This window comes from Arcobacter thermotolerans (assembly GCF_983172305.1).
Genome location: NZ_CFAFZJ010000004.1, coordinates 154,483 through 177,094 on the forward strand (window position 1 = coordinate 154,483; position 22,612 = coordinate 177,094).

28 protein-coding genes are annotated in these 22,612 nt (G+C 26.5%); 16 read left to right on the top strand and 12 right to left on the bottom strand.

The window, feature by feature from the left end:
- The first annotated feature begins 48 nt into the window (after positions 1 to 48).
- From AC5LG6_RS05040 to AC5LG6_RS05060, 5 genes are read left to right on the top strand one after another with little or no spacing between them, the layout of a single operon-like run.
- The gene (locus AC5LG6_RS05040; protein ID WP_498585858.1) at positions 49 to 774 is read left to right on the top strand and encodes a DUF4198 domain-containing protein; all 726 of its coding nucleotides are present in this window, start codon (positions 49 to 51) and stop codon (positions 772 to 774) included.
- A 1-nt stretch (position 775) separates the two neighbouring features.
- Positions 776 to 1,378 carry a CbiM family transporter gene (locus AC5LG6_RS05045; protein ID WP_081560841.1) on the top strand — a complete coding sequence of 201 codons (603 nt, stop codon included), beginning with the start codon at positions 776 to 778 and terminating at the stop codon, positions 1,376 to 1,378.
- Complete coding sequence (locus AC5LG6_RS05050; RefSeq protein ID WP_260960905.1) at positions 1,375 to 1,857, top strand: DivIVA domain-containing protein; 483 nt, start codon at positions 1,375 to 1,377, stop codon at positions 1,855 to 1,857. Before AC5LG6_RS05045 ends, AC5LG6_RS05050 begins: the two co-directional genes overlap by 4 nt.
- Entirely contained in the window at positions 1,854 to 2,498 is a 645-nt protein-coding gene (locus tag AC5LG6_RS05055) for a CbiQ family ECF transporter T component (RefSeq protein WP_498585859.1), read from the top strand. The genes AC5LG6_RS05050 and AC5LG6_RS05055 overlap by 4 nt, the downstream gene beginning before the upstream one ends.
- Entirely contained in the window at positions 2,495 to 3,130 is a 636-nt protein-coding gene (locus AC5LG6_RS05060) for an energy-coupling factor ABC transporter ATP-binding protein (RefSeq protein ID WP_498585860.1), read from the top strand. The genes AC5LG6_RS05055 and AC5LG6_RS05060 overlap by 4 nt, the downstream gene beginning before the upstream one ends.
- Positions 3,131 to 3,193: 63 nt before the next feature.
- Here the strand turns inward: AC5LG6_RS05060 and kdsA are convergent, their stop codons facing one another.
- Positions 3,194 to 3,997: a 3-deoxy-8-phosphooctulonate synthase gene (gene kdsA / locus AC5LG6_RS05065; RefSeq protein ID WP_498585882.1), complete on the bottom strand. Its 804-nt coding sequence runs from the start codon at positions 3,995 to 3,997 to the stop codon at positions 3,194 to 3,196.
- Between the two features lie 144 nt (positions 3,998 to 4,141).
- Positions 4,142 to 5,020, bottom strand: coding sequence for a DMT family transporter (locus AC5LG6_RS05070; protein ID WP_498585861.1), 879 nt, complete (start codon positions 5,018 to 5,020; stop codon positions 4,142 to 4,144).
- Positions 5,021 to 5,116: 96 nt separating this feature from the next.
- Between AC5LG6_RS05070 and murA the strand changes: the two genes are divergently transcribed.
- Positions 5,117 to 6,385, top strand: a complete 1,269-nt coding sequence (gene murA / locus AC5LG6_RS05075) for a UDP-N-acetylglucosamine 1-carboxyvinyltransferase (protein WP_498585862.1) — start codon at positions 5,117 to 5,119, stop codon at positions 6,383 to 6,385.
- A 3-nt stretch (positions 6,386 to 6,388) separates the two neighbouring features.
- The gene (locus AC5LG6_RS05080; RefSeq protein WP_066218748.1) at positions 6,389 to 6,958 is read left to right on the top strand and encodes a hypothetical protein; all 570 of its coding nucleotides are present in this window, start codon (positions 6,389 to 6,391) and stop codon (positions 6,956 to 6,958) included.
- Here the strand turns inward: AC5LG6_RS05080 and AC5LG6_RS05085 are convergent.
- From AC5LG6_RS05085 to AC5LG6_RS05130, 10 genes are all read right to left on the bottom strand, one after another.
- On the bottom strand, positions 6,941 to 7,726 hold the full coding sequence (locus tag AC5LG6_RS05085) for a YihY/virulence factor BrkB family protein (RefSeq protein ID WP_498585863.1): 786 nt from the start codon (positions 7,724 to 7,726) through the stop codon (positions 6,941 to 6,943). The genes AC5LG6_RS05080 and AC5LG6_RS05085 overlap by 18 nt on opposite strands.
- Before the next feature lies 1 nt (position 7,727).
- On the bottom strand, positions 7,728 to 9,116 hold the full coding sequence (locus AC5LG6_RS05090) for an FAD-binding oxidoreductase (protein ID WP_260943876.1): 1,389 nt from the start codon (positions 9,114 to 9,116) through the stop codon (positions 7,728 to 7,730).
- Positions 9,116 to 10,135 (bottom strand): plasminogen-binding N-terminal domain-containing protein, encoded by a 1,020-nt coding sequence (locus tag AC5LG6_RS05095; RefSeq protein WP_390838832.1) that lies wholly within the window; start codon positions 10,133 to 10,135, stop codon positions 9,116 to 9,118. The genes AC5LG6_RS05090 and AC5LG6_RS05095 overlap by 1 nt, the downstream gene beginning before the upstream one ends.
- A gap of 8 nt (positions 10,136 to 10,143) precedes the next feature.
- Positions 10,144 to 10,653, bottom strand: coding sequence for a thioredoxin-dependent thiol peroxidase (gene bcp / locus AC5LG6_RS05100; RefSeq protein ID WP_498585864.1), 510 nt, complete (start codon positions 10,651 to 10,653; stop codon positions 10,144 to 10,146).
- A gap of 105 nt (positions 10,654 to 10,758) precedes the next feature.
- Entirely contained in the window at positions 10,759 to 11,466 is a 708-nt protein-coding gene (gene cmoA, locus AC5LG6_RS05105; RefSeq protein ID WP_498585865.1) for a carboxy-S-adenosyl-L-methionine synthase CmoA, read from the bottom strand.
- Positions 11,467 to 11,486: 20 nt separating this feature from the next.
- On the bottom strand, positions 11,487 to 12,338 hold the full coding sequence (locus AC5LG6_RS05110; protein ID WP_260965239.1) for a bifunctional riboflavin kinase/FAD synthetase: 852 nt from the start codon (positions 12,336 to 12,338) through the stop codon (positions 11,487 to 11,489).
- Entirely contained in the window at positions 12,304 to 13,026 is a 723-nt protein-coding gene (gene tlyA / locus AC5LG6_RS05115) for a 23S rRNA (cytidine-2'-O)-methyltransferase TlyA (protein ID WP_498585866.1), read from the bottom strand. The genes AC5LG6_RS05110 and tlyA overlap by 35 nt, the downstream gene beginning before the upstream one ends.
- A 15-nt stretch (positions 13,027 to 13,041) precedes the next feature.
- A complete protein-coding gene (locus tag AC5LG6_RS05120) occupies positions 13,042 to 13,509 on the bottom strand; it encodes a hypothetical protein (protein ID WP_141047417.1) in 468 nt (155 codons plus the stop codon).
- A 148-nt stretch (positions 13,510 to 13,657) separates the two neighbouring features.
- Complete coding sequence (locus tag AC5LG6_RS05125) at positions 13,658 to 13,963, bottom strand: type II toxin-antitoxin system Phd/YefM family antitoxin (RefSeq protein ID WP_081560276.1); 306 nt, start codon at positions 13,961 to 13,963, stop codon at positions 13,658 to 13,660.
- Positions 13,964 to 14,033: 70 nt separating this feature from the next.
- Positions 14,034 to 15,407, bottom strand: a complete 1,374-nt coding sequence (locus AC5LG6_RS05130; RefSeq protein ID WP_498585867.1) for a DUF4885 family protein — start codon at positions 15,405 to 15,407, stop codon at positions 14,034 to 14,036.
- A 115-nt stretch (positions 15,408 to 15,522) separates the two neighbouring features.
- Here AC5LG6_RS05130 and AC5LG6_RS05135 point away from each other — a divergent pair, with 115 nt between their 5' ends.
- The 9 genes from AC5LG6_RS05135 to AC5LG6_RS05175 all read left to right on the top strand — a co-directional run bounded on the left by AC5LG6_RS05135 (position 15,523) and on the right by AC5LG6_RS05175 (position 22,611).
- Positions 15,523 to 16,149: a hypothetical protein gene (locus AC5LG6_RS05135; RefSeq protein WP_498585868.1), complete on the top strand. Its 627-nt coding sequence runs from the start codon at positions 15,523 to 15,525 to the stop codon at positions 16,147 to 16,149.
- A 49-nt stretch (positions 16,150 to 16,198) separates the two neighbouring features.
- A complete protein-coding gene (locus tag AC5LG6_RS05140) occupies positions 16,199 to 16,957 on the top strand; it encodes a hypothetical protein (RefSeq protein WP_434282976.1) in 759 nt (252 codons plus the stop codon).
- Between the two features lie 27 nt (positions 16,958 to 16,984).
- Positions 16,985 to 17,701, top strand: a complete 717-nt coding sequence (locus AC5LG6_RS05145) for a hypothetical protein (RefSeq protein ID WP_498585869.1) — start codon at positions 16,985 to 16,987, stop codon at positions 17,699 to 17,701.
- Between the two features lie 90 nt (positions 17,702 to 17,791).
- Positions 17,792 to 18,364, top strand: a complete 573-nt coding sequence (locus tag AC5LG6_RS05150) for a YigZ family protein (RefSeq protein ID WP_260933491.1) — start codon at positions 17,792 to 17,794, stop codon at positions 18,362 to 18,364.
- 32 nt (positions 18,365 to 18,396) lie between these two features.
- Positions 18,397 to 19,818, top strand: coding sequence for a type II secretion system protein GspD (locus AC5LG6_RS05155; protein ID WP_498585870.1), 1,422 nt, complete (start codon positions 18,397 to 18,399; stop codon positions 19,816 to 19,818).
- A gap of 72 nt (positions 19,819 to 19,890) precedes the next feature.
- Positions 19,891 to 20,742, top strand: a complete 852-nt coding sequence (locus AC5LG6_RS05160; RefSeq protein ID WP_498585883.1) for a radical SAM/SPASM domain-containing protein — start codon at positions 19,891 to 19,893, stop codon at positions 20,740 to 20,742.
- A gap of 44 nt (positions 20,743 to 20,786) precedes the next feature.
- A complete protein-coding gene (locus AC5LG6_RS05165; protein ID WP_498585871.1) occupies positions 20,787 to 21,587 on the top strand; it encodes an EI24 domain-containing protein in 801 nt (266 codons plus the stop codon).
- Between the two features lie 2 nt (positions 21,588 to 21,589).
- Positions 21,590 to 22,318 carry an inositol monophosphatase family protein gene (locus AC5LG6_RS05170; protein WP_260950796.1) on the top strand — a complete coding sequence of 243 codons (729 nt, stop codon included), beginning with the start codon at positions 21,590 to 21,592 and terminating at the stop codon, positions 22,316 to 22,318.
- A 38-nt stretch (positions 22,319 to 22,356) separates the two neighbouring features.
- On the top strand, positions 22,357 to 22,611 hold the full coding sequence (locus AC5LG6_RS05175; protein ID WP_066152620.1) for a YfhL family 4Fe-4S dicluster ferredoxin: 255 nt from the start codon (positions 22,357 to 22,359) through the stop codon (positions 22,609 to 22,611).
- The last annotated feature ends 1 nt before the right edge of the window (position 22,612 follow it).

Consider the following 22,612-nt stretch of genomic DNA (forward strand, 5'->3'; position numbering starts at 1 on the left):
ATAAACAAAAGATAATTATAATTTCACAAAATAAAACAAGGAATTTTTATGAAAAAAGTAATTTCAGCTTTAGCATTAACAGCCCTTTTTGCAAATGCACATTTTTTAACTCTTCTTCCAACTAGTGATAATATTGAAGATAAAAAAGATGCAAATATCAAAATAGAGGCTATGTTTATTCACCCTTTTGAACAAAGTGGTATGAATATGGAGAAACCAAAAGGTATTTTTGTAAATAACACTAAAAACTCTTTACCTTTAAAAGAGACAAAAAAGTTTGAACACAAAGCCTGGGAAACTTCATATTCAATAGATAAACCAGCAGTTTATAAGTTTTTTGTACAACCAGAGCCTTATTTTGAAGAGTCAGAAGGTTTATTTATAAGCCATGTTCCAAAAGTAATAGTTAGTGCTTTTGGTGTTGAAGATGGATGGGATGAACCAATTGGTTTAAAATATGAGATAGTTCCACTTACAAAACCTTTTGGACTTTATGCTGGAAATATTTTTCAAGGTGTAGTTTTAAAAGATGGAAAACCACAAGCAAATGTTGAAGTAGAAGTTGAACTTTATAATGAGTTTGATTTAAAAGCTCCAACTTCTTCACATATTACTCAAAGTGTAAAAACTGATAAAAATGGTGTTTTCTCTTTTGTGATGAATCATAAAGGTTGGTGGGGATTTGCAGCTCTAATTGAAGAGGGAGAAAAAGAGCTAAATGGTAAAAAATACCCTATTGAAAACGGTGCTCTACTTTGGTTAAAAGCTTACTAAAATGCATATTAGTGATGGTGTTTTAAGTTTAGAAGTTACAGTAGTTTCGACTATTGTAGCTTTTGCTTTTTTTGTTTACTCTTTTAGAAGTTTAAATAATGAAAAGATAGTTTTAGCTTCTGCTTTTAGTGCTCTTTTTTTTGTAGCTTCATTTATTCATATACCTTTTGGACCAACACAAATTCATCTCATGCTTTTAGGATTTATTGGAGTATTTTTAGGAAGTGTTGCAATATTTTCTATATCTTTAGCACTTATTTTACAAGCTTTACTTTTGGGATTTGGTGGAGTTAGCTCTATTGGAGTAAATGTTTTGATTATGGGATTAGCTTCATATTTAGTATATATTATTTTCAAATTAAATTTTTTTAAAGCTTTAAATGAAAAAGTAAAGTTTTTTTTAATTGGATTTAGTGGAGTTTTTATATCTACTTTTATTTTATTTTTACATCTTATAATTTCAAAAGATGAGTATGAAAAACTCTCTTACACTATTATTTTTGCAAATATACCTACTATGATTTTAGAAGGTTTAGTTACACTATTTTTATTTTTATATATTAAAAAAACAATGCCTAGTTTATTAAAGGGATTAAATATATGAGATTTTTTTTAATTTTAGTTTTACCAATATTCTTATTTGCTCATAAAGTAAATCTATTTTTAGACTTAAAAGATAATAATCTTTATATCAACTCATATTTTGCAAATGCTAAACCATGTATGAATTGTAAATTTAAAATAGAATCAAATGAAAAAGTAGTTTTTGAGGATATTTTAGATGAAAAAGGTGAGTACAACTATAAAACATCTTTAAATGATTTAAAAGTTATTGTAGATGCTGGAAGTGGTCACACTGTAAGTAAAAAAATAAAACTTCAAGAGCAAAAAAATGAAGAAAAAATAGTACAAACAGAAAAAATAACTAAAGAGATAGAGCTATTATTGGAAGAAAATAGAGTACTTAAAAATCAAATAAATGTTTTAGAAGAGCAGTTAAACTATTTCGAAATTTTTAAAATAGTTTTTGGCTTACTTTTAATTGTTTTAATTTTTGTAGTTTTAAAAAGAGTTAAAAGTTGAGTTTAAATCCAGCTATTTCTCTTTTAAGTGCTATTGTTTTTAGTTTGCTTTTAAGCTTTTCAAACTTAGAGATAATCTTTTTTATTCCTGTAATTTTTTTGATATTTTTAAATCACAAATATATTTTAAAAATTTTGAAAAAACTACTATTATTAAACTTTTTTATAGTTTTTTTAGTACTTTTTTTATATTTTGAAACAGATTTTAATCAAGCTATAAATCTATTTTTTAAGATAAATTTGATTATTTTATTTAATCTTTTATTGTTCTCTTCTTCAAATGGTTTCGATATTGTAAAGGGATTTATGATACTAAGATTTCCACAAAAATTTATATCGGCTTTATATTTTACAGTAAAACTTATTTTTGAACTAAATTTAGAATTAAAGAATATTAAATTATCTTTGAAAGCTAGAAATTTTAAACCAAAAACAGATATATTTACTTATAAAACATATGGAAATATATTTGGAATACTATTTTTGAAGATGATTTTAAAATCAAATAGTTTAAAAGAGACTCTTTTGCTTCGAGGTTTTAAAAATCAAATATTTTTAAATTATGATTCTAAAATATATTTATATGATATTGTTTTACTATTTTTAATCTTCTTTATTTTTTTCTTAAAGGTTTTTTTATGAGTTGCTCACTAAATTTAAAAAATATTTCTTATGTAAAAGAAGAGAAACTATTATTTAAAGATATAAATATTGATTTAGGACATAAAGAAAAAATTGCGATTGTTGGAGCAAATGGTGTTGGAAAATCAACACTTCTTAAAATTATGGCAGGATTAATTGAGCCCTCATCAGGTGAAATTGAAATATTTCATAATTTGATAAAAAACAAAAGAGATTTTGAAAAATATAGAGATGATATAGGATATTTACCACAAGATGTGAGTAGTTTTTTTCTTTGTATTACTGTGATTGAAGATATAATGTTTTCTTTGCAAACTTTAGGAATTGGAAAAAAAGAAGCATACGATAAAAGTAAAGAGATATTGAAAAATCTTAATATATTACATTTAGAAAATAGAGTTATTTATGAGCTTAGTGGTGGTGAAAAAAAAATTGTAGCACTTGCTTCAATTTTAGTAAAAGAGCCAAAAATCTTGCTCTTAGATGAACCAACAAATGCTTTAGATGAAGATAGCGAAAATAGAATTTTAGATATTTTAAGCAAAATAGATAAGTCTATGATAATTGTTTCTCATCACAAATCTTTCATTGAAAAAATAGTCTCTAAAATTTATAATTTAAGTTCTCTATAAATAATTATTATGAGTTTATATTAGATTAAAATAAAGCTTTAGAATTAAATCTAAAGCTTGAAATTATATTTTTAAAGCCTCTTTAATAGCAAAAATCTCATCCATAGTTTTATAAAGTTGTTCAATATGAAGCATATTTGGTCCATCACTTTTTGCTGTTTTTGGGTCAATATGTGTTTCAAAGAAAAATCCATCTACTCCAACACTAGCAGCTGCTCTTGCCATGTATGGAACAAATGAGCTATTTCCACCAGTAGTACCTCCAGTGCTTGGAATTTGCACACTATGAGTTGCATCAAAAATCACAGGAGCATATTGTCTTAAAAGTAGAAGATTTCTCATATCTACAACCAAAGCACCATATCCAAAAGTGTTTCCTCTTTCACAAAGCCAAACACCAGCTTTTTCGCTATTTTCATAAGAAACTTCGCTTACTCCTCTTGTGTTTAATACTTTTTCAACAGGGTGTTTCATAGCATCAGCTGCCAAAAATTGCCCTTTTTTAATATTTATTTTTGCTTTTGTTTTAGCAGCAGCTACAAGCAAATCTGTTTGACGACACAAAAAAGCAGGTATTTGAAGTATATCCATAACTTCACCAGCAGGAGCTGCTTGATATGATTCGTGAATATCAGTAACAACTTTATATCCAAACTCTTTTTTAATTTTTTCAAAAATTTTTAAACCTTCATCAAGTCCTGGACCTCTAAATGAGCTTAGGCTTGTTCTATTTGCTTTGTCAAAACTTGCTTTAAAATAAAAATCAACTCTTTTATCAAGACTTAGAGGTCTTAATTTTTCTGCTATTTTTAAAACTGTATCCATATCTTCTAAAACACAAGGTCCTGTCATAACTGTCAACATAATATATTTTCCTTTTATTTAATTGGTTCCCAATTAAATAAAAGGAACCATACTATATTAAACTACTTTTTAACGGAATTTATAAAAAATTCCTAAAAGTAGTAAAAACTCTAAAGGGCTTCGAGAACGAAGCCTTGAACTAATTTATTATTTCTTACTAACCATTATTCCACTAATTACAATCAAAATTATACCCAAAAGCACTATAAAAGATGGAAAAGAATCACCCATAAAAAGCCCCAAAAGTATTGAAAAGGCTATATTACTATAAGAAACCGTGCTTACAATTCCAGCTTTTGCAAGAGAGTATGATTTTGTCATATATATTTGTGCATAAGTAGAAAAAACTCCTAATAAAGCTATAAAAATCCAATCTCTTGCCTCTGGCATTACAAAAGTTCCTAGCATAAAATCAAGATGTGGGTTTGTGTAAAACTCACTTATTATCATAAAAATCAAAGGAAAAATTGTACCAACTGCCATAAAAGATAAAACTATGGCTCTACTATCATAAAATCTTCTAAGTTCTCGTATTGAAGTATATGCAAGTGCTGCTCCAACACCTGATAAAATTCCTAAATAATCTGTTTTTTCTAAGCTACTTCCATCAAACTCGGCTATAAATAAAATTCCAATAAAGCCTACAATTACACCAATCCAACCTTTAATTCCAATTTGCTCTTTTAAGAAAAAATATGCCAAAAGTGCTGTAAATATTGTAGAAGTTTTTGAAAAAGTCATTGCCTCGCCCAAAGGAATATTTGCTATATTATAAAAGAAAAATAGTAGTGCCAAAAACCCAGCAACTCCTCTAAAAATAAGTAACCAAAATTTTCCACCTAGCTGTTTTAGCGGACTTTTATATATAGAAAATAGTATAAAAAATACTCCAAAAACATTTCTAAAAAATACTATTTCAATAGTGCTTAATTTATCACTAAGTTCTTTTGCAGCAACTCCCATTAAAGCAAATAAAAACGAGGCAATAATCATATATTTTATAGCTTTATTTACATTTTCTTCCAATCCAAAATCCTTTTAAAAGCAAAAGTATTGCAAAATTTGGGTTAAAGCAATATTTCGATAAAATCTTAACCATTTTAAACATTATTTAGGAAATTTATGGATTATTTAAAAATCATAGGAAATCAAAAACTAAGTGGAGAAATATATATTTCTGGAGCAAAAAATGCTGCACTTCCTCTAATAGCAGCTACAATTTTAGCAAAAAATGAAACTATCATAAGCAATCTTCCAAATGTGGCTGATATAAATACTTTTTTAAAGTTAATAAAAATGCTAGGTGGTAGTTTTACTCAAGATAAAAATAGGGCAGTTATAGATACAAGCACTATTTCAAATACAACTGCAACTTACGATATAGTAAAAACTATGAGAGCTTCTATTTTGGTTTTAGGTCCACTATTGGCTAGATTTGGACATTGTGAGGTTTCTCTTCCAGGAGGTTGTGCAATAGGACAAAGACCTGTTGATTTGCATTTAAAAGCTATGGAAGCTATGGGAGCAAAGATTGAAATTTGCCAAGGTTATATAAAAGCAACTGCACCAAATGGATTAAAAGGTGCAAAAATAGTTTTTGATAAAGTTACAGTTGGTGGAACTGAAAATACAGTTATGGCAGCTGCTTTAGCTTCAGGAGTTACAACTATAATAAATGCAGCAAAAGAGCCAGAAATTGTTCAATTATGTGAAGTAATAGCAAGTGCTGGAGTAAAAATAGAAGGAATTGGAACTTCTAAAATTATAATTGAAGGAACAGGTGGAGAACTACTTGATATTAAACCTTTTAGCGTAATTCCAGATAGAATAGAAGCTGGAACTTATATGTGTGCTGCTGCTATTACAAATCAAAAATTAACTATAAAAAATATTGTTCCAGCTCATCTTGAAGCTGTTATTTCAAAGTTAGAAGAGATGAATTTTGAGATAGGTATAAAAGAAGATGAACTTACAATTTTTCCAACATCAAAAATTTTACCAGTAAATATTATAACAACAGAATACCCAGGATTTCCAACAGATATGCAAGCTCAGTTTATGGCACTTGCAACTCAAGCTGAAGGGACTAGCACAATAGATGAGAGACTTTTTGAAAATAGATTTATGCATGTTAGTGAACTTTTAAGAATGGGTGCTGATATTCAATTAAATGGAAATATAGCAACAATTATTGGAGAAAAAGGAAATTTAAGCGGAACAGATGTTATGGCAACAGATTTAAGAGCATCTTCTGCTTTAGTTCTTGCAGCACTTGTTGCTCAAGGTGAGACAAATATTCATAGAATTTATCATCTTGATAGAGGATATGAAGATTTAGAAGGAAAATTTTTGAAAATTGGTGCAAATATTCAAAGGTGTAAAGAAAAGTAATTTATGCTTCATAATATTAAAAAACTATTTGAATCTAAAGAAGAAGAAAAAAAAGAGTTGAAATTTAATAAATTTCAGCTCTTTTTAGATTTGGTTAATAGTTATTTAAAAAGAGAGTATCCAAATATTACTTTTGATTTATCTTTATATGAAAATAATGAAGAAGAAGATAATTTAAAAGTTCAAAAAGCTATGCTTATTTATGAAGTTATAAGACAATTTGCAGATTTCAAATGGGAAAAGAGAACCCAAAAAAGTGTAAAAAAGGATCTTATTTGGAGTGGTTATGGAATAAACTCTCAACCAAATAAAAAGATACCACAAGATTTTTTAAGAAGAAAAGAGTTAGTTTTTTTTAGAGAACAAGGTACTTGCAATAGATGCGGTAATGTTATGGATAAGATACAAAAAAGTTCTATAATTTTAGCTCAAGAAAGTGATGAAAATGGAGGGTATAATGTTGAAAATCTTATACTTCTTTGTTCAAACTGTTACAATCTTATACAAAATCAAGATAAGAGTTTTTCAGAAATTCCTCTTAGAATCAGAGATGATTTATATGACTTGATTTAGATATTTCATATTTAATTTATGACAAATTTTTATACCATAAAGATATATTATCCATGAAATATAAATCCATAAAATAGAGAAAAGTAAAGTTGAAAGTGAGCCATAAATTGTTGTATATGTTTTGTTGTAAACAACATAATATATAAAAAGATTTTTTGTAATACTCAAAGTTGTTAAAGTCAGAAATGATGCTATAAAAGCTGCTTTTGTAGAGATAATTTTGTTTACACTCACTTTAAATAGAGCAAAAAAGATAAGCCAAGTAAATAAGAATAATAGAATTTTCTTAAACAAATTATTATCATAAAAACTAAGAAGTAAATTTAAAACAATAAAAATAGCAGGAAAAACTATAAAAAAGATTGTGTATATAAAAAATGATTTATATATTTCTCTTCTTGTTGTTTGATGTATTTTATTTACAATATAGTCATAATCTTTGAAAAACATAATATATACAAAAAGCATATAAAATATTCCTACAAATCCTAATTTATCAGAGTTTGATATAAAATTTTTTAGAGTATTTACAATTTCATCAGAGTGTGTAGGGTTTAGAAAATTTAGTAAAAAATTTGTAAACATATCAAGATATGAGTTAAACTCTTGAAATTGTGAAATAATAGCAATTCCAAGAGCAATTATTGGTAGTATTGAAAATATAGTAAAGAAACTAAGACTTGCAGCATAGTAGCTTGTGTCATCATTAAAAAATGTTTCAACTGCTACAAATAGCTTTTTGGAAATAGTATTTTTACTATTTTCCAATTTATAATCCCATTTTAAATGGATTTAAAATATTGTTTGGATCAAAAGCTTTTTTGATATTTCTAAATAGGTTCATTTCAGCCTCTGTAAAAGCAATATTCATAAATGGTGCTTTTGATATACCAATACCGTGTTCACCACTTAAAGTTCCACCCATATCTACAACTAGTTGGAAAATCTCTTCAATAGCTTTATGACCATCAGCCATCTCTTTTTCATTTGTTTTATCTTTTACCATAACATTTACGTGAATATTTCCATCTCCAGCATGTCCAAAACAAGGTACTTGGAAACCATATTTTTCACCAATTTTATAAATCTCATCTAAAGCCTCTGGAAGCTTACTTCTTGGAACACTTATATCTTCATTTAATTTTTTAGTTCCATAAACCATAGTTGCTGGACTTGCATTTCGTCTTGCAAACCATAGTTTTTTACCTTCTTCTTCATTTTGAGCAACTATAAAATCAATTGAGCCATTCTCTTTAAATGACTCTTTTAAAATATTTAATTGATCTTCAATTTCAGCTTCACTACTTGCATCTACATCACCTATTAAAATTCCACCAGCATTTTCTGGTAATGAAACTTGAGGAAATTTTTGTTTTAAAGCTTTTATTACAAGTGAGTCTAAAAACTCCATTGCAACAGGATTTGCACCACTTGCAAGCGATTTAAAAACAGCTGTCATAGCACTATTTACATTTGGAAAAACTCCCATGTAAGTTTTTTTGAATTTTGGTTTTGGAATAAGTTTTAAAGTAATCTCTGTAATTACTGCCAAAGTTCCTTCGCTAGCTATTAAAATACCAGCAACATTATAACCAGCAACATCTTTGATAGTTTTTTTACCAGCTACGATAATATCACCATTTGGAAGAACTGCTCTTAAAGCCATTACATAATCTTTTGTAATACCATATTTAGCAGCTCTCATTCCACCTGCATTTTCACTTACATTTCCACCCAAAGTTGAGTACTCTTCACTTGCAGGATCTGGAGGATAAAATAAACCAACTTCTTCAACTGTTTTTTGAAACTGCATATTTATAACTCCTGGTTGAACAACTCCAACCATATTTTGCATATCAATTTCAAGTATCTTATTCATATGTCTTTCAAGTGATAGAATAATTCCACCATTTGAAGGTAATGCTCCACCTGTAAATCCACTTCCAGCACCTCTTGGTACAATTACAATTTTGTGTTCATTACAATATTTTAAAATATCACTTACATCTTGTTCATGTCGTGGAAAAACAACTGCATCTGGCTCAAAACGGCTTCTTGTAGCATCGTAGCAAAAAGCTATTAGATGAGCTTTATCAGTTTTGATATTCTCATCTCCTACAATAGAAGTTATGTACTCTAAATGTTTTTTATCAATCACTATTTAACTCCCAAAAGTTGCTTATAGTAGTTGTCATAACTTGAATCATCTATACCATCTTCATTTAAACCTAATACATCTGATACTATAGGAATATTTTTAAGATCAATTAGTGGTCCTTTTATCTCTTCAACTCTTGTAAAGAATGGTAACTGTTTTTTAGAAGAACCAATTTGTAAACTATAACTATCTAGTAGAGTAAATGTTTTTGCATCATAGATAAATATCTTTCTATTTAATACAATAAAAATAGTTCCTAAATTTTGCTCAATTGCAAACTTTTGGAAATCTTCAATTCTAGGAAGTGGTTGATTTTGAAATTTTAAAGATGCTGCAAATAAGTCTGGATGTATAAAATTATTTTGTGCAAAATCATCTTTTACTGCTTTATAGTTATTAAAATCAGGAGCTATAAGTAAAGATTGGTCATACATATAGTTTAAAAGTAAAATATCACCTTTTTCAACTACTCTATTTGTATTAGGAATCGCATCTTGTTTTAAATCATCAAAAGGAAAATACTCAATAACAGAACTTTTTTCATTTGAGCTTACTACTTTTGCATTTGAAACTATTAGTCTTCTATCGTTGTCATAAATATGAACAACAATTCCACTTTGACCTACAAGTAGATTTCCTTTTGGTATTGTTGTTTTATTGTTTTCTAAATTATCAATTTTAAATGCCATAGGTGAAATAGAGAACTCTTTTTTCCCATAATCCAATTTTGATGCATAAGTTCCACTACTTAAACCTTGTTTTGCATTTTGATAAAAGTAGTATGAGTAACTTAACTTTCCATTTTCAGTTGTTACATTTATATCTAAAATTTGCCAACCATTTTTTAACATTTCACCAACAGTAGTTTTACCACCACAAATTCCACCTTCAAGCTTTGCAGTTTCTATTTGAGATGGTGTATCTAAACCATTTTTATAACAAACAGTTTCAACTGCTAAACTATTTGTAGCAAATAAAATAGCACCAATAAAAGCTAACTTTGTAAACATTTTTTTCATCTTTTTTCCTAATATTTTGATTGTAATTCTTCTAATTTTTCTCTAACTTCATCCACATGTAAAATTTCGATTTTTTCTCCTTTTACACTCTTTGTTTTTCTCACACTTACTTTATCCCAAATATATGCTATCTCTCCTTTTGGATTTATTATAAAAGTAGTTCTAATAACTCCCATAAACTCTTTTCCCATAAACTTTTTTAATTGCCAAACACCATAATCTTGAGCCATTTTTTTATCTTCATCAGCTAATAAAGTAATTGCTAAATCATACTTTTCTATAAATTTTCTATGTTTTGCACTATCATCTGGGCTTACACCAATAACTGTTGTTTTTAGATTGTCAAACTTATATAAGTTTGCAGTAAAATCACAAGCTTGTGTAGTACATCCAGGTGTCATATCTTTTGGATAAAAGTATAAAACTATCCAATTTCCAACAATATCTCTTAGACAAATCTCTGTATCATCTTGATTAAAAGCACAAAATGCTGGTGCTTTGTCGCCTACTTTTAACATATATTCTCCTTTCAAATTAGTTCCCTAATTTGAAAGGGAACTGTTATTATTTAACTTCTTTTAAAAGAAGCAAACTCTAAAGGGCTTTAAGAATAAAGCCTTTTACTATTTAATTGCTATAAAAGTTGCAAAGTTTACCCATTTAAAAAGAGTTTCACAATGTTTAAATCCAGCATCTTTTATCATCTTTTTATTTTCATCTTCAGTATAAGGAATAAGCACATTCTCCAAAGCCTCTCTTTTTTGAGAGATTTCAAACTCACTATAACCTTGAGTCTTCTTAAAGCTATAATACTCATCTATAAACTGCTTATTCAAAAAACTATCTTGTGAAACTAATTTTTCACTAAAGATAAAAATTCCACCATCTTCTAGGCTATCATATATTTTTTTAACAAGTTTTTCTCTATTTATTGGTCTTATAAACTGTAAAGTGTAGTTTGCAAGAACAAGATTTGCATTTTTTAATTCAACATCAAAAATATCACTGTTTAAAAGCTCAATATCAACACCAAATGCTTTTGCTTTTTTACTAGCTCTTTCAAGCATCGCTTCTGAATTATCTATTCCTACTAAATTTAATTTATAAGGAGTTGCTTTACTAAGTTCAATCAAAGTTGAAGCAGTTGAACAACCTAAATCATATACTTTGCTATTTTCTTTTAAAAAATTGTTGGCAAAAGATATTGATAGTTTTTGCATCTGCTTATAAAAAGGAACTGAACGCTCTAACATATCGTCAAATACGCTAGCTACCTCTTCATCAAACTCAAACTGTTTTGAAATTGTTTTATTAAATACTTTATCAATCATTCTAATATTCTATCTAAAAATTAATAAAAATATTTTTTAGCAATATCTATATCTTTAAGAATTTGATTTTTTAGTTCTAAAAAATTATCAAATTTTCTATTTTCTCTTATGCGTCTTATAAATTTTATTTGCACATTTTCATCTTTTATCTCTATATTTTCTTGATTTAAAATATGAGTTTCAACAGCAAATTTACCATCTGTTGAGCCTCTATGTCCTAAGAAACTAACAGAGTTGTATTCAATATCATTTACAATAGTTTTTGTGATATAAACTCCACTTTGTGGTAATAAAAACTCATTTACATTTAGATTTATAGTTGCTACAAACTCTTTTTTACCAAGCCCTTGACCAACTATATGTTTCCCAAAAATTTTATACTCTTTTCCTAAAAAGCTATTTGCTTTTTCTATATCTCCATTTAGTAAAAATTCTCTTATATATCGTGAATGAACTGGAAAATTATTTAGTTTTATTTCAGGTATTACAACTACCTCTCCATCAAAAATCTTTTTCAAATCTTGCGTTTTATATGCTCTATTTTTACCAAAACAAAAATCAAAACCAACAACTATTTTTTTCAAGTTTTTAAAATCATTTTTTAACATCTCTATAAAATCAGCTCCATCAAGAGCTTTTATATCTTCTAAATCATAATAAAAAATAGGGTATTTTGTGTACTCTTGTCTATAATTTTTTGGAGTAATTGAAGCATAACCTGTTTCTATACTTATAATTGCACCGTTAGGATTTAAGTTTTTAAATAACTCTTGATGAGCAATATGCATACCATCAAATCCACCAATTGCAATTGAATCTATACTGTTTTTGTCTATATTATTTTTTACTAAAATAGAAGAACTCTTCTTCATTTCCATCTTTTCCTACAAGCTTACTAATGCTGTTATAATTTAATTTCCAATTCAAAGAAAATGCTTTGCTTAAGAAGTTTTCTTTAGCTTTTAAAATAGCATTTTTATCTTTTACTACACCTTTTTTATCTCTTTTTACACCAGATCCTACTTCAAATTGTGGTTTAAAAAGTATAATTATATTTTTAAAATCTAAAGAGTTTATTGAGTCAATAATCTTTAAAATAGAGATAAAAGAGACATCACAAGTTACAATATCAAAGCTAATATCACTTTTAAAATCTCTAATATCGCAGTTTTCAAAAAACTCTATTCTCTTATCTTCTTTAACTCTTGCATGAAGTTGATTAGTTCCAACATCGACACAAACTACTTTTTGAATATCAAATTCTAATAAAATTTGTGTAAAACCACCTGTGCTACTTCCAATATCAAGAGCTATTTTATCTTTTAAGTTAATCTCATTTTTATTTTTTAGCTCGTCTAAAAAATATTTTAGTTTGTATGCAGCTCTACTTACATAAAAATCCTCTTCAAGTAGTTCAATTTTCATCTTTTCATCAACTAAAAATGAGGCTTTTGATACAATTTTGCCATCAACTCTTACTTTATTTGAAAGAATTAGTTCAAGTGCTTTATTTCTACTTTGAATATCAAAGTTTTTGCTTAAGTATAAATCTAATCTCATATATTTATAAGTATCTTATTTAGATGCTTTTTTAAATTCATCTACAAGTCTTAGCTCTTCGTCTGTTGTAGGTTTTACAAAAGTTTCATTACCACCACTTTTTTGTAAATTCATTATATTTTGAATAGTTTCATTATCTAAATCTACTTTTTTACCTGTAACTTCATAAATAGCAGTTTGTAAATCTTGTTTTAAAGCTTGAATATACTCTTCAGGGCTAAGAGGTGCTTGTCCTGATTCGGCTCTTTGTTTTTGTAGCTCTTCTAAAAGCTCTTTAATTCTGGCTAACTCTTCTTTTGTAAATCCAGTTTTAGAAACAAACTCTAAATCACCTAAAAGTTCACTTCTCTCTTTTTTTTCAGCTTTATCTTTTTCTTGATTTTCTAAAAAAATATCAAACCTATCTTTTTGTTCTTCACTTACTGAACTGTTTGTATTTAGATTTGAATTTAAAATTGAATTTGTATTATTTGAAATTTCCATAAAATGCCTTTTTTCTTAATTTTTTATTTAGATTTGTTTATGCTTATTCTTTTATAAGCTTCTTTTTTTAAAATAATTATTTGCTTCTTCGAAAACATCTTGTGGTAAAGCTAATAAATCAGATTCTACTTCTTCAAAAAAATCCAATTTATACATTTAGACCCTTTTGTTTTAATCTTTCCATCATCTCTTCATAAGAGACCATTTTAATTGGTTCTTTTTTATCAAGAACTCTTTCATTTATAACTTGTGCAATTTCTAAATTCTCTAAGTATTCTTGAAAACCTTTCATTCTTTCATACTCTTCAATACTCAATATAACTGCTTCTGGTTTATTATGTTTAATAATTGCTATTTTTTCAACTGTTTTTGATGAAACTTTATCAATAAAACTACCTAATGATTTTCCAAGTTCTGTAATACCAACCAATTCTTGTTGAGTGTAAGTTACCATTACTTATCCTTTTTAAATTATATATTTTAATATGTATTATAATATATATTATGTATAAAATCAAATATCCCTATTCTTGAGTTTTACTCTCTTCCCACTCTTTTAAAAGTTTATAAAACTCTTTATCTGCTTCACTATCATCTTTACCCATAAGATATTTTTGCATAAGTAAAAGTTTGATTAGTTCCATATCTTTTGAGCCATATTTTTCAAGTAAACTATCTGCTTCAGATTTTATTCCTTTAAAGCTAAACTCTTTTAGATTTAGTGCATCTTTTATAATATCTTGACTATTTTCACCATAAACTATATCTTTTCTATAATCTTTAAAAGCTTCTCCAAATGTTTTAGATTTTGAAGCTTTTAGTTCATCTATCCATTTTGTTTTTCCTGTTCCAAAGTTTTCACTTTGTCCTAAATCATAAAAACTTCCATTTTTATAATCTATTGATAAATTTAAATCTTCTATATTTTCAAAGCCTTTTTTTCCTAATTCTGTTAATTTTCCACTATATAGCTCAAAAACCATTCCTTTATACTCTTCGGGAATATTTTTACTATTTATTACACCTATTTTATATAATTCTAAAATATCTGTACCATCTTGTGTTAAAAATTTACCATCTACATTTTCCAACTCTCTTAGGTCATATCCAGTTCTATTTTTTATTTCATGAAATAGTGTTTTTTTATCAGATTTTTCTTTGCTTACTTGAGAATTATTATCCAAAGTACTATTATAAATATGAGAAAACAACTCTTTAGAGTTACTTGCTGTATTTAAAACATCTTCTATTAAACTAGATAGATTTTTATCATCAATTCCGCTAACACTTACTTTGTAATCATAAGGGTCTATAGTAAAAGTTAAGTTTGTATCTTTTGGAATAGAGATACTGTATTTATCTAAAAGTTGTTGAAATTGAGTATTTACAGCTTCTCTATTAAATTTCTTTTCTTCTAATTCCTCTATATAGCCATGAATTGAAGTTAAATCTTTTAGATTTGGGTCTATGTAATTAATTTTAGTTAGCTTATTATTTTTTAAATAATCCATTTCGTGGTTGTATGCAATTTCTCTTTCCATTCTACTTAAACCTTCTATATAGTATGGAGAAGCTTGTGAGTAATATTTATCATTAATATGTTGCTCTGGATTTGCAAATTTTTTATTCTCTTTTGTTGCTTTTGAGTAAACTTCTTCTAGCCTCTCCCTAGCTAGTTTTGCTTCAGTATTAACATATCCATTTAATCTAGCTTTTAAAATAGTTTCTTCACCTAAAGATGATAATAGATTTAAAGTATCTAGTGTTTTTGAGTCTATATTTATATTTACAGCTTCACTATTTTTATTTTTATCTATACTTTGATTAGAAATTCCATTTTGTGTTACTTTTATTCCACTTTGTGAACTAAACGATTGTATATTAGTATTTATATTCATAAGAATCCCCTTCTTTATTACTAACTTTTCTTAATATTAGTTTAATTATAATCTTTTAAACTTTATTTAACTTTAACACTAATAAAATAAAACATTATTATACAAGGGGTAAAAAATGGAAATAGCTAAAGCAACAAGTGTATATCAGACACAAGAAGTAAAAGGAACAAAAGAGACTTATTATAAAGAAGCACAAAAAGTTGATTATAGTAAATATTCAGCAGATGATTTAATGCAAATACCTTTTGAAGAGGCAAAAGTAAATCAAGAATCTATAGATAAAAGATACCAAGAATTAGCTGATGATGGAAACATAAAACCTAGACATGCTGTTGGACTTTTAGCTTTAAAAGGAGCTTTGAATTTTAGTGGAAACAGTAGTATTGATAAAGCATACTATCAAGCTTTACAAAGTTCTCCAAAAGAAAATCTTGGTCTTGTAACATATGAATTCCAAATGAATTTTCAAGGATTTGCACAAGGAGAAGATATAAGTCCAACTTTTATGAAAGATGGAAGATCTGGAAATGGAAGTTATCTATTAAATAAAAATCAAGCTACAAGTGTGGATTTTGATGCATTTATAAATAGTGCAATAAGTAGTTTTGAGAAGAATTTAACAAAAGCAAAATCTTCAAACTCAGAAACTAGTGTACAAAATCAATATCAAGGAATAGTTGATTTTTATAAAACTTTTCAAGATAATTTTAATAAAGCTACTAAAGAACCGTATTATGCTTGAATTTAAAATCAAGTGGTTTTTAATAAATATTTAAATTAAGGGAAAATATATGCAAATAGGGAATAACCAAACTCAAAGCTATGGATATAATCAAAACGTAAATGTAGCGAATAAAAATGATAGTTCAAACTCTTTTAATAATTATCTTGAAAAAGAAGATTTAAAAAACATAAAGATAATAAATAAAAATCTAATCTCTATTTTAGAAAAGAATAATGCTTTCTCTTCTTTATCAAAAGAGGAAGAGACTCTTTTTAGATATGTGCTTGAAGATGATAAAATTTCAAATGATGAAATAAAAAATTTAACTTATGAACAGATGAATAAACTAAATAATATAGTAAATTCTGTATCACAACAAGTAGGTGGAGTTGCATTAGTAAATGGCATTGAAACATTTAGTATGTCTAATATAACTAATAATAATGATTTTAATAAAGCTCTATTTGATACACTAAAAACTATAGAGAATGATACATATAAACTCGTATTTTCTTTAGATTTAGGTGGAAAGTTAGGATATAACAATACAAGCTTCAATAAAGTAGATATTGAACAACTTAAAGCATTAGAAAAAGAGAAATATAAAGATTTTGAGAATCCTGAGAGACTTATGGCTGATTATAATAATTGGCAAATAAATGATTATGAAGGATTTATAAAAAACTTAAAGAATGAGTATAAATTACTCTCAGAAGATACAATCATCTCATCAGAATCAAGAGTTTTATATAAAAGATATTCTCAATATGTGAGTGATTTGGAAACAAACTATAATAAAGTAATAAATGAACCTAAGTATGCTTAGATTTAAAAATAAATAAGGAAATAAAAAATGGAAATAGGGTCAATAACAAATTCATATCAAACGTTAGAAGCTAAAAGTAATAGTCAAAAAGATTATGGAAGTTCTTTTAGCAGTTTTGCAGAGCTTATGAGAGTAAATTCAGTATCTAGTATAAATCAAACTAAAGAAACAAAAAGTATAAATACTAGTTCAAATATTGAAAAAACTCAAAAAGATTATAGTGAATATACTACTTTTAAAGAGTTAAAAGATATACCTTATGAAGAAGCAAAAGAGAATTATGAAGCTATAGAAAAAAGGGCATTGGAGTTGAGAGCTAAACATAGAAGTGAAGGTATTGAGGAAGGAACAAAAGGATTAGCTTCTAGAGCTATGTTGGAACAACTTGATAAAGTCAATATATCAAATAATGATGAATTAAATAAAGCTCTTTATGAAACTTTAATGGGAATCAAAGACCCTTTAGATTCTCATGTTATGAACTCTGAATTACAATTTAACCTTGAAAATTACTATCATGGAAATGAAACAAGAGCAAGTTTTGTATATGATCCAAAAACTTATGGAAAAAACTATGAATTGACAAAAGAGCAGTTAAGTAGCATAAATGATGATGATTTTTTCTCTAAAATGTTAAATACATTTACAAAAGATTATGAAGCTGCTCCAAGAGAGGCAAAAGAACAATATAAAAAAATTGTAGATGGATATAGCATATTTTCGGAGGTTTATAATAAATTATAAAGTGGTTTGTATTATGTTTGATAAAATAGTTTAGTTTTATAATAAACTCTAAAAAGTCAAAATTTATACCAAATATTATAAAATCTACAAATGAAATTTGTACAAAAAGAGTTTACAGCAACACTAGAAGAGAAAAAATCAAAATTTTTAGCTTTTTTAGTTCCATATAAAGATTTTGATAAAACAATGCAAAGATTAAGACAGGAACACCCAAAGGCTGTTCATTTTGTCTATGCTTATAGATATTTAAATGAGTTTGAACAAATTGTTGAAAATAGTAGTGATGATGGAGAACCACGAGGAACAAGTGGAAAACCAACTTTGGCTGTTTTAAGTGGTGCGGGTATTATAAATAGCGCAGCAATAATAGTTCGATATTTTGGTGGAATAAAACTAGGAACTGGTGGATTAGTTAGAGCTTATGGTGGCTCTTTAAATGAAGTTATAAAAATTGCAGAATTTTTTGAGTATAAAAAACTAGAGAATCATATAATAGAGTGCGAATATAGTTCTTTAGGGCAACTTGAGTACATTTTAAATCAAAATAGTATAAAAATTATAAATAAAGATTTTTTAAATATTATAAAAATAACAATCCAAATTACAAAAGATGAATTTGATACTCTAAAATCTTTACTTCCAAGAGAAATTAAGATACTATAAAAAACTTATCATATTATTTCTAGGGGTAGCAAATGAAATGGTTTTTAAATCTCTTTTTTCTTTTATTCTTTTCTGTACAAAGCTTTGCCAATGATTATATAGATGTAAATTTTACAAATTTAAAACTGGATGAATTTATAAAAATAGTTTCAAAAGTTAGTAATAAAAATATTCTTGTAAGTGAACCTTTGGATATAAATTTAAACTTTGTATCAAACAAAAAAAACAAAAAAGATGATTTACTTACAATTTTAAAAACTATTTTAGATGAGCACAATTATGTTTTAGAACAAAAAGGTGATTTTTTAAAAATTAGTAAAAAAATACCACCAAAAAAAGAAAATTCTATCTCAAAAGTTTATGAATTAAGAAATATCGATGCAGAAAATATAGCTAAGATATTGGAAAATATTATTGAAAAAAATAGTTATGAAGAGGGTGAAAAACCAAATATTTCATTTTCACAAGAGACAAATTCAATTGTTTTAACAGGTCAAAAAGATATTTTAGAGCCACTTTTTAATCTTTTAAAAGATTTAGATAAACAAAAAGAACAAGTTTATATTCAAGCAAAAATTATAGAGGTAAACAATGAACTTGTAAATAAAATAGGTTTATCTTATGGAATTTTAAAAGCAGATAGCTCAAGTGATGGAATTATGGCAATATCAACAAACTTAAATGGTGGCTCAAAAAGTATTGAAGATGCTTCAACACTTTTAGGTATAGATGTAAAAAAATTAAATCTTAAATCAGGACTTGCTTTGGGTGCAAGTTTAAATCTTTTAAAACAGCAAGGAGCTTTGGATATTGTTTCTGAACCATCAATTTTGGCTTTAAATAACAAAGAGAGTTTTATATATGTTGGAGAAAAAATCTCTATGCAAACTTCAAGTAGTGTAACAGATGGTGGAACTCAAAGAACAAACTATGAAAGAGAAGATATAGGATTGACTTTAAAAGTAAAACCTAGAGTTTCAAGTGACACAAAACTTACTTTAGAGATTAATACACTTTTGGAGAATTTAAAAGCAAGATCAGTTGGAGTTAGTAATCCTGACACTCTTAAAAAAGAGATAAATACAACAGCAATTTTAAGTAATGGAGAGAGTGTAATAATAGGTGGGTTAATTGAAAATAAAAATGAGATTGTAGAAGAAAAAGTACCAGTTTTGGGAGATATTCCAGTTTTAGGAGGACTTTTTAAAAATGAGTCAAATCTGAATAGAAAAAATAATCTAGTAATAATTGTAACTCCATATATTATTCAAAAAAATCAAGATATTACATATATAAGAGATAAATTAACAAAGCTAAAAGCACTAGAAGAGAGATATTTAGAAGAGAGTTTGAGTGATTTAAAAGTTGAACTAAAATCAAAAAATGAGAACAAAATAGAAGATACAAAAGCTTTACAAGAAAAAAAGTTTAAAGATTTTTTTGAGCAACAGTGATTTTTAGCTTATTTTGATAAAATCAGCAAAAAAATTAAGGAAAATAAGATAAAAAAGTTTAAAAAAGTTCATATAGAACTTACAAATATTTGTAATCTAAAATGCTCTTTTTGCCCACCAAAACTATTTCCAAATAAAATTATGGATTTAAATACTTTTGATAGATTAAATTTTGAGCTAAAAGATATTACAAATGAGTTGGCATACCATATTGTTGGTGACCCTTTGGTTTTGACAAATTTAAGTGAATATTTAAATATAAGCAAAAAGCATAATTTAAAAGTAAATATAACAACAACAGCAAATAATATTTCACAAAAGCACTATGAAGCTTTATTAAATCCTACAATTAAGCAGATAAATTTTTCTCTAAACTCATATAATGCAAACTCTCATAAAAAAAGTTTTGATGAGTATATAGAGCCAATTTTAGAGTTTGTAAAGTTTGCACAAGAGAGCAAACATGAATATTTTATAAACTTTAGAATTTGGAATTTAGATGAACAAGAAAGTGCAAAAGAGTTTAATTTGAAGGTTTTTGATAGATTAAATAACTTTTTTTCTTCAAATTTAAATATAGATGAGATATATCTAAATAAACCAAAAAATATAAGAGTTGCTAGAAAAATATTTATAAATTTTGATGAATATTTTGTTTGGCCAAGCTTAAAAAATGAAGTAGTAAGTCAAAAAGGTTTTTGTTATGGTTTAAACTCACATTTTGGAATTTTATCAAATGGAACAGTTGTTCCTTGTTGTTTGGATTTAGATGCAAATATAAATTTGGGAAATATTCAAAAATCAACTATAAAAGAGATTTTGCAAGGAGAAAGAGCAAAAGAGATGATAAATGGTTTTAAAAACAACATTTTAAAAGAGGAGCTTTGTCAAAAGTGTGAATATAGGACAAGGTTTGATTTTTAACCATTTGTAGGTAGAATATAGAAAAATTAAATAAAAGATGAAATATGAATGAAATAGAGATTTTACAAAGAAGTATAAGGGATTTTTTTAGTTCAAAAATGCTTAAACTTGCACTAATTCCACTTTTTATAACAATGTTGATTTTATATATGTTGTTTTTTGGAGTTGCTAGTGTTGGAATAGAGAGTCTTAAAACTGTGGCTGAAACCTCACAAGCTGGAGGTGAAGTTGTTATTGATGAAAATGCGCCATTTTATTTTGTATGGCTTACGTATTTTATAGTTTTTTTATTTAAGTACTCTATTACTTCTTGGATTGCTGGATTTTTATTTTATAGTGTTGGAGCTATTTTTGTTTTTCATTTAAGTATTGTATTAACTTTGGTTATTATTGGTTTTTTAACACCTTTTGTTGTGAAATATTTAAATGAAACTAGTTATAAAAACTTAAATTTAAAACCATATGGAACTATTTTAGGAACATTTTGGGTATTTTTGAAAGCATTTTTTATGATGATTTTATTATATATTTTATTTATTCCTTTGTATTTTATTCCACTTATAAATTTTATAGCTCTTTATCTTCCTTTGTACTATTTTTTCCACAAAATGTTAAATTATGATGTATCTTCAACAATTTTAAGTAAAGAAGAGTATGAAAAAATTTACTCTAAATCTTCTAGTGCTTTTAGAGTTAGAACACTTCTTTTATATTTTATTTCTACTATCCCTTTTGTTACACTTTTTGTTTCAATTTTTTATATTATTTTTTTATCACATGCTTATTTTATAGAGCTAGAGAAACTTCAAAAAATAGAAAATCAAGATATAAAAGAGGATATTTAGTTTTGGAAAATATAACAAAAGCAATAATAAAATCAAATATTGAAATAGCAAAATATATAAAAAATAGTTTAAAAGAAGATGATTTTACATATACAAAACAGATTGGATTTGGTGGAGATAATTCACTAAAAATTGATATTTTTTTTGAAGATATATTTATAAAAAATCTAAAAGATTTTGGAAATATTTTTAGTGAAGAGTGTGGATTTATTGATAATAAAAAAGATATTACATTTATAATAGACCCTCTTGATGGAAGTAATAATTTTTTATCAAATATTCCATATTTTGGCACTTCCGTTGCAGTTAAAAAAAATGGTGAAATTATTGCTGGTTTTGTAGCAAATATGGCAAACAAAACTTTAGTTTATAGAATTTTGAATGATGAGGTAAAATATTTTTGTTTGGAAAATAGAAAAGAGATACAAAAAATTGAGCATAATATTTCAAAAGTTGCAGTTTTTGAAAGAGGATATAAATATCCAAATATTTGTAAAAATATAGATGATAAAAATATAAAGTTTAGAGTTCTTGGTGCAACAGCACTATCTTTGGCAAATGCAAGAGATTTTTTGTTTGTGATTTTCAAAGGAGATTTAAGAGAGTTTGATTTAGAAGCTGGACTTTTTATAAGTAAAGATTTATATATAAAAAAAGAAGAAGATATTATATTTGTTACAAAATATAAAGAACAATTTTCAATATTTAAAGAAATTATTAAAGATTTTTAGGTATAACTCCAGATTAATAAAAAAATTAGGAAAATTATATGGCTTTAATAATTATGGACGAATGTATTGCATGTGACGCTTGTAGGGAAGAGTGTCCAAATATGGCGATTGAAGAGGGTGATCCAATTTATGTAATTGATGCTGATCGTTGTACAGAGTGTGTTGGACACTATGAAGAACCTCAGTGTGTAGAGGTTTGTCCAGTTGATTGTATTATTTTGGATCCAGATAATGAAGAGACACTAGAAGAGCTAAAATTCAAGTATGAACAGTTAATGGAAGAAGAAAACTAAA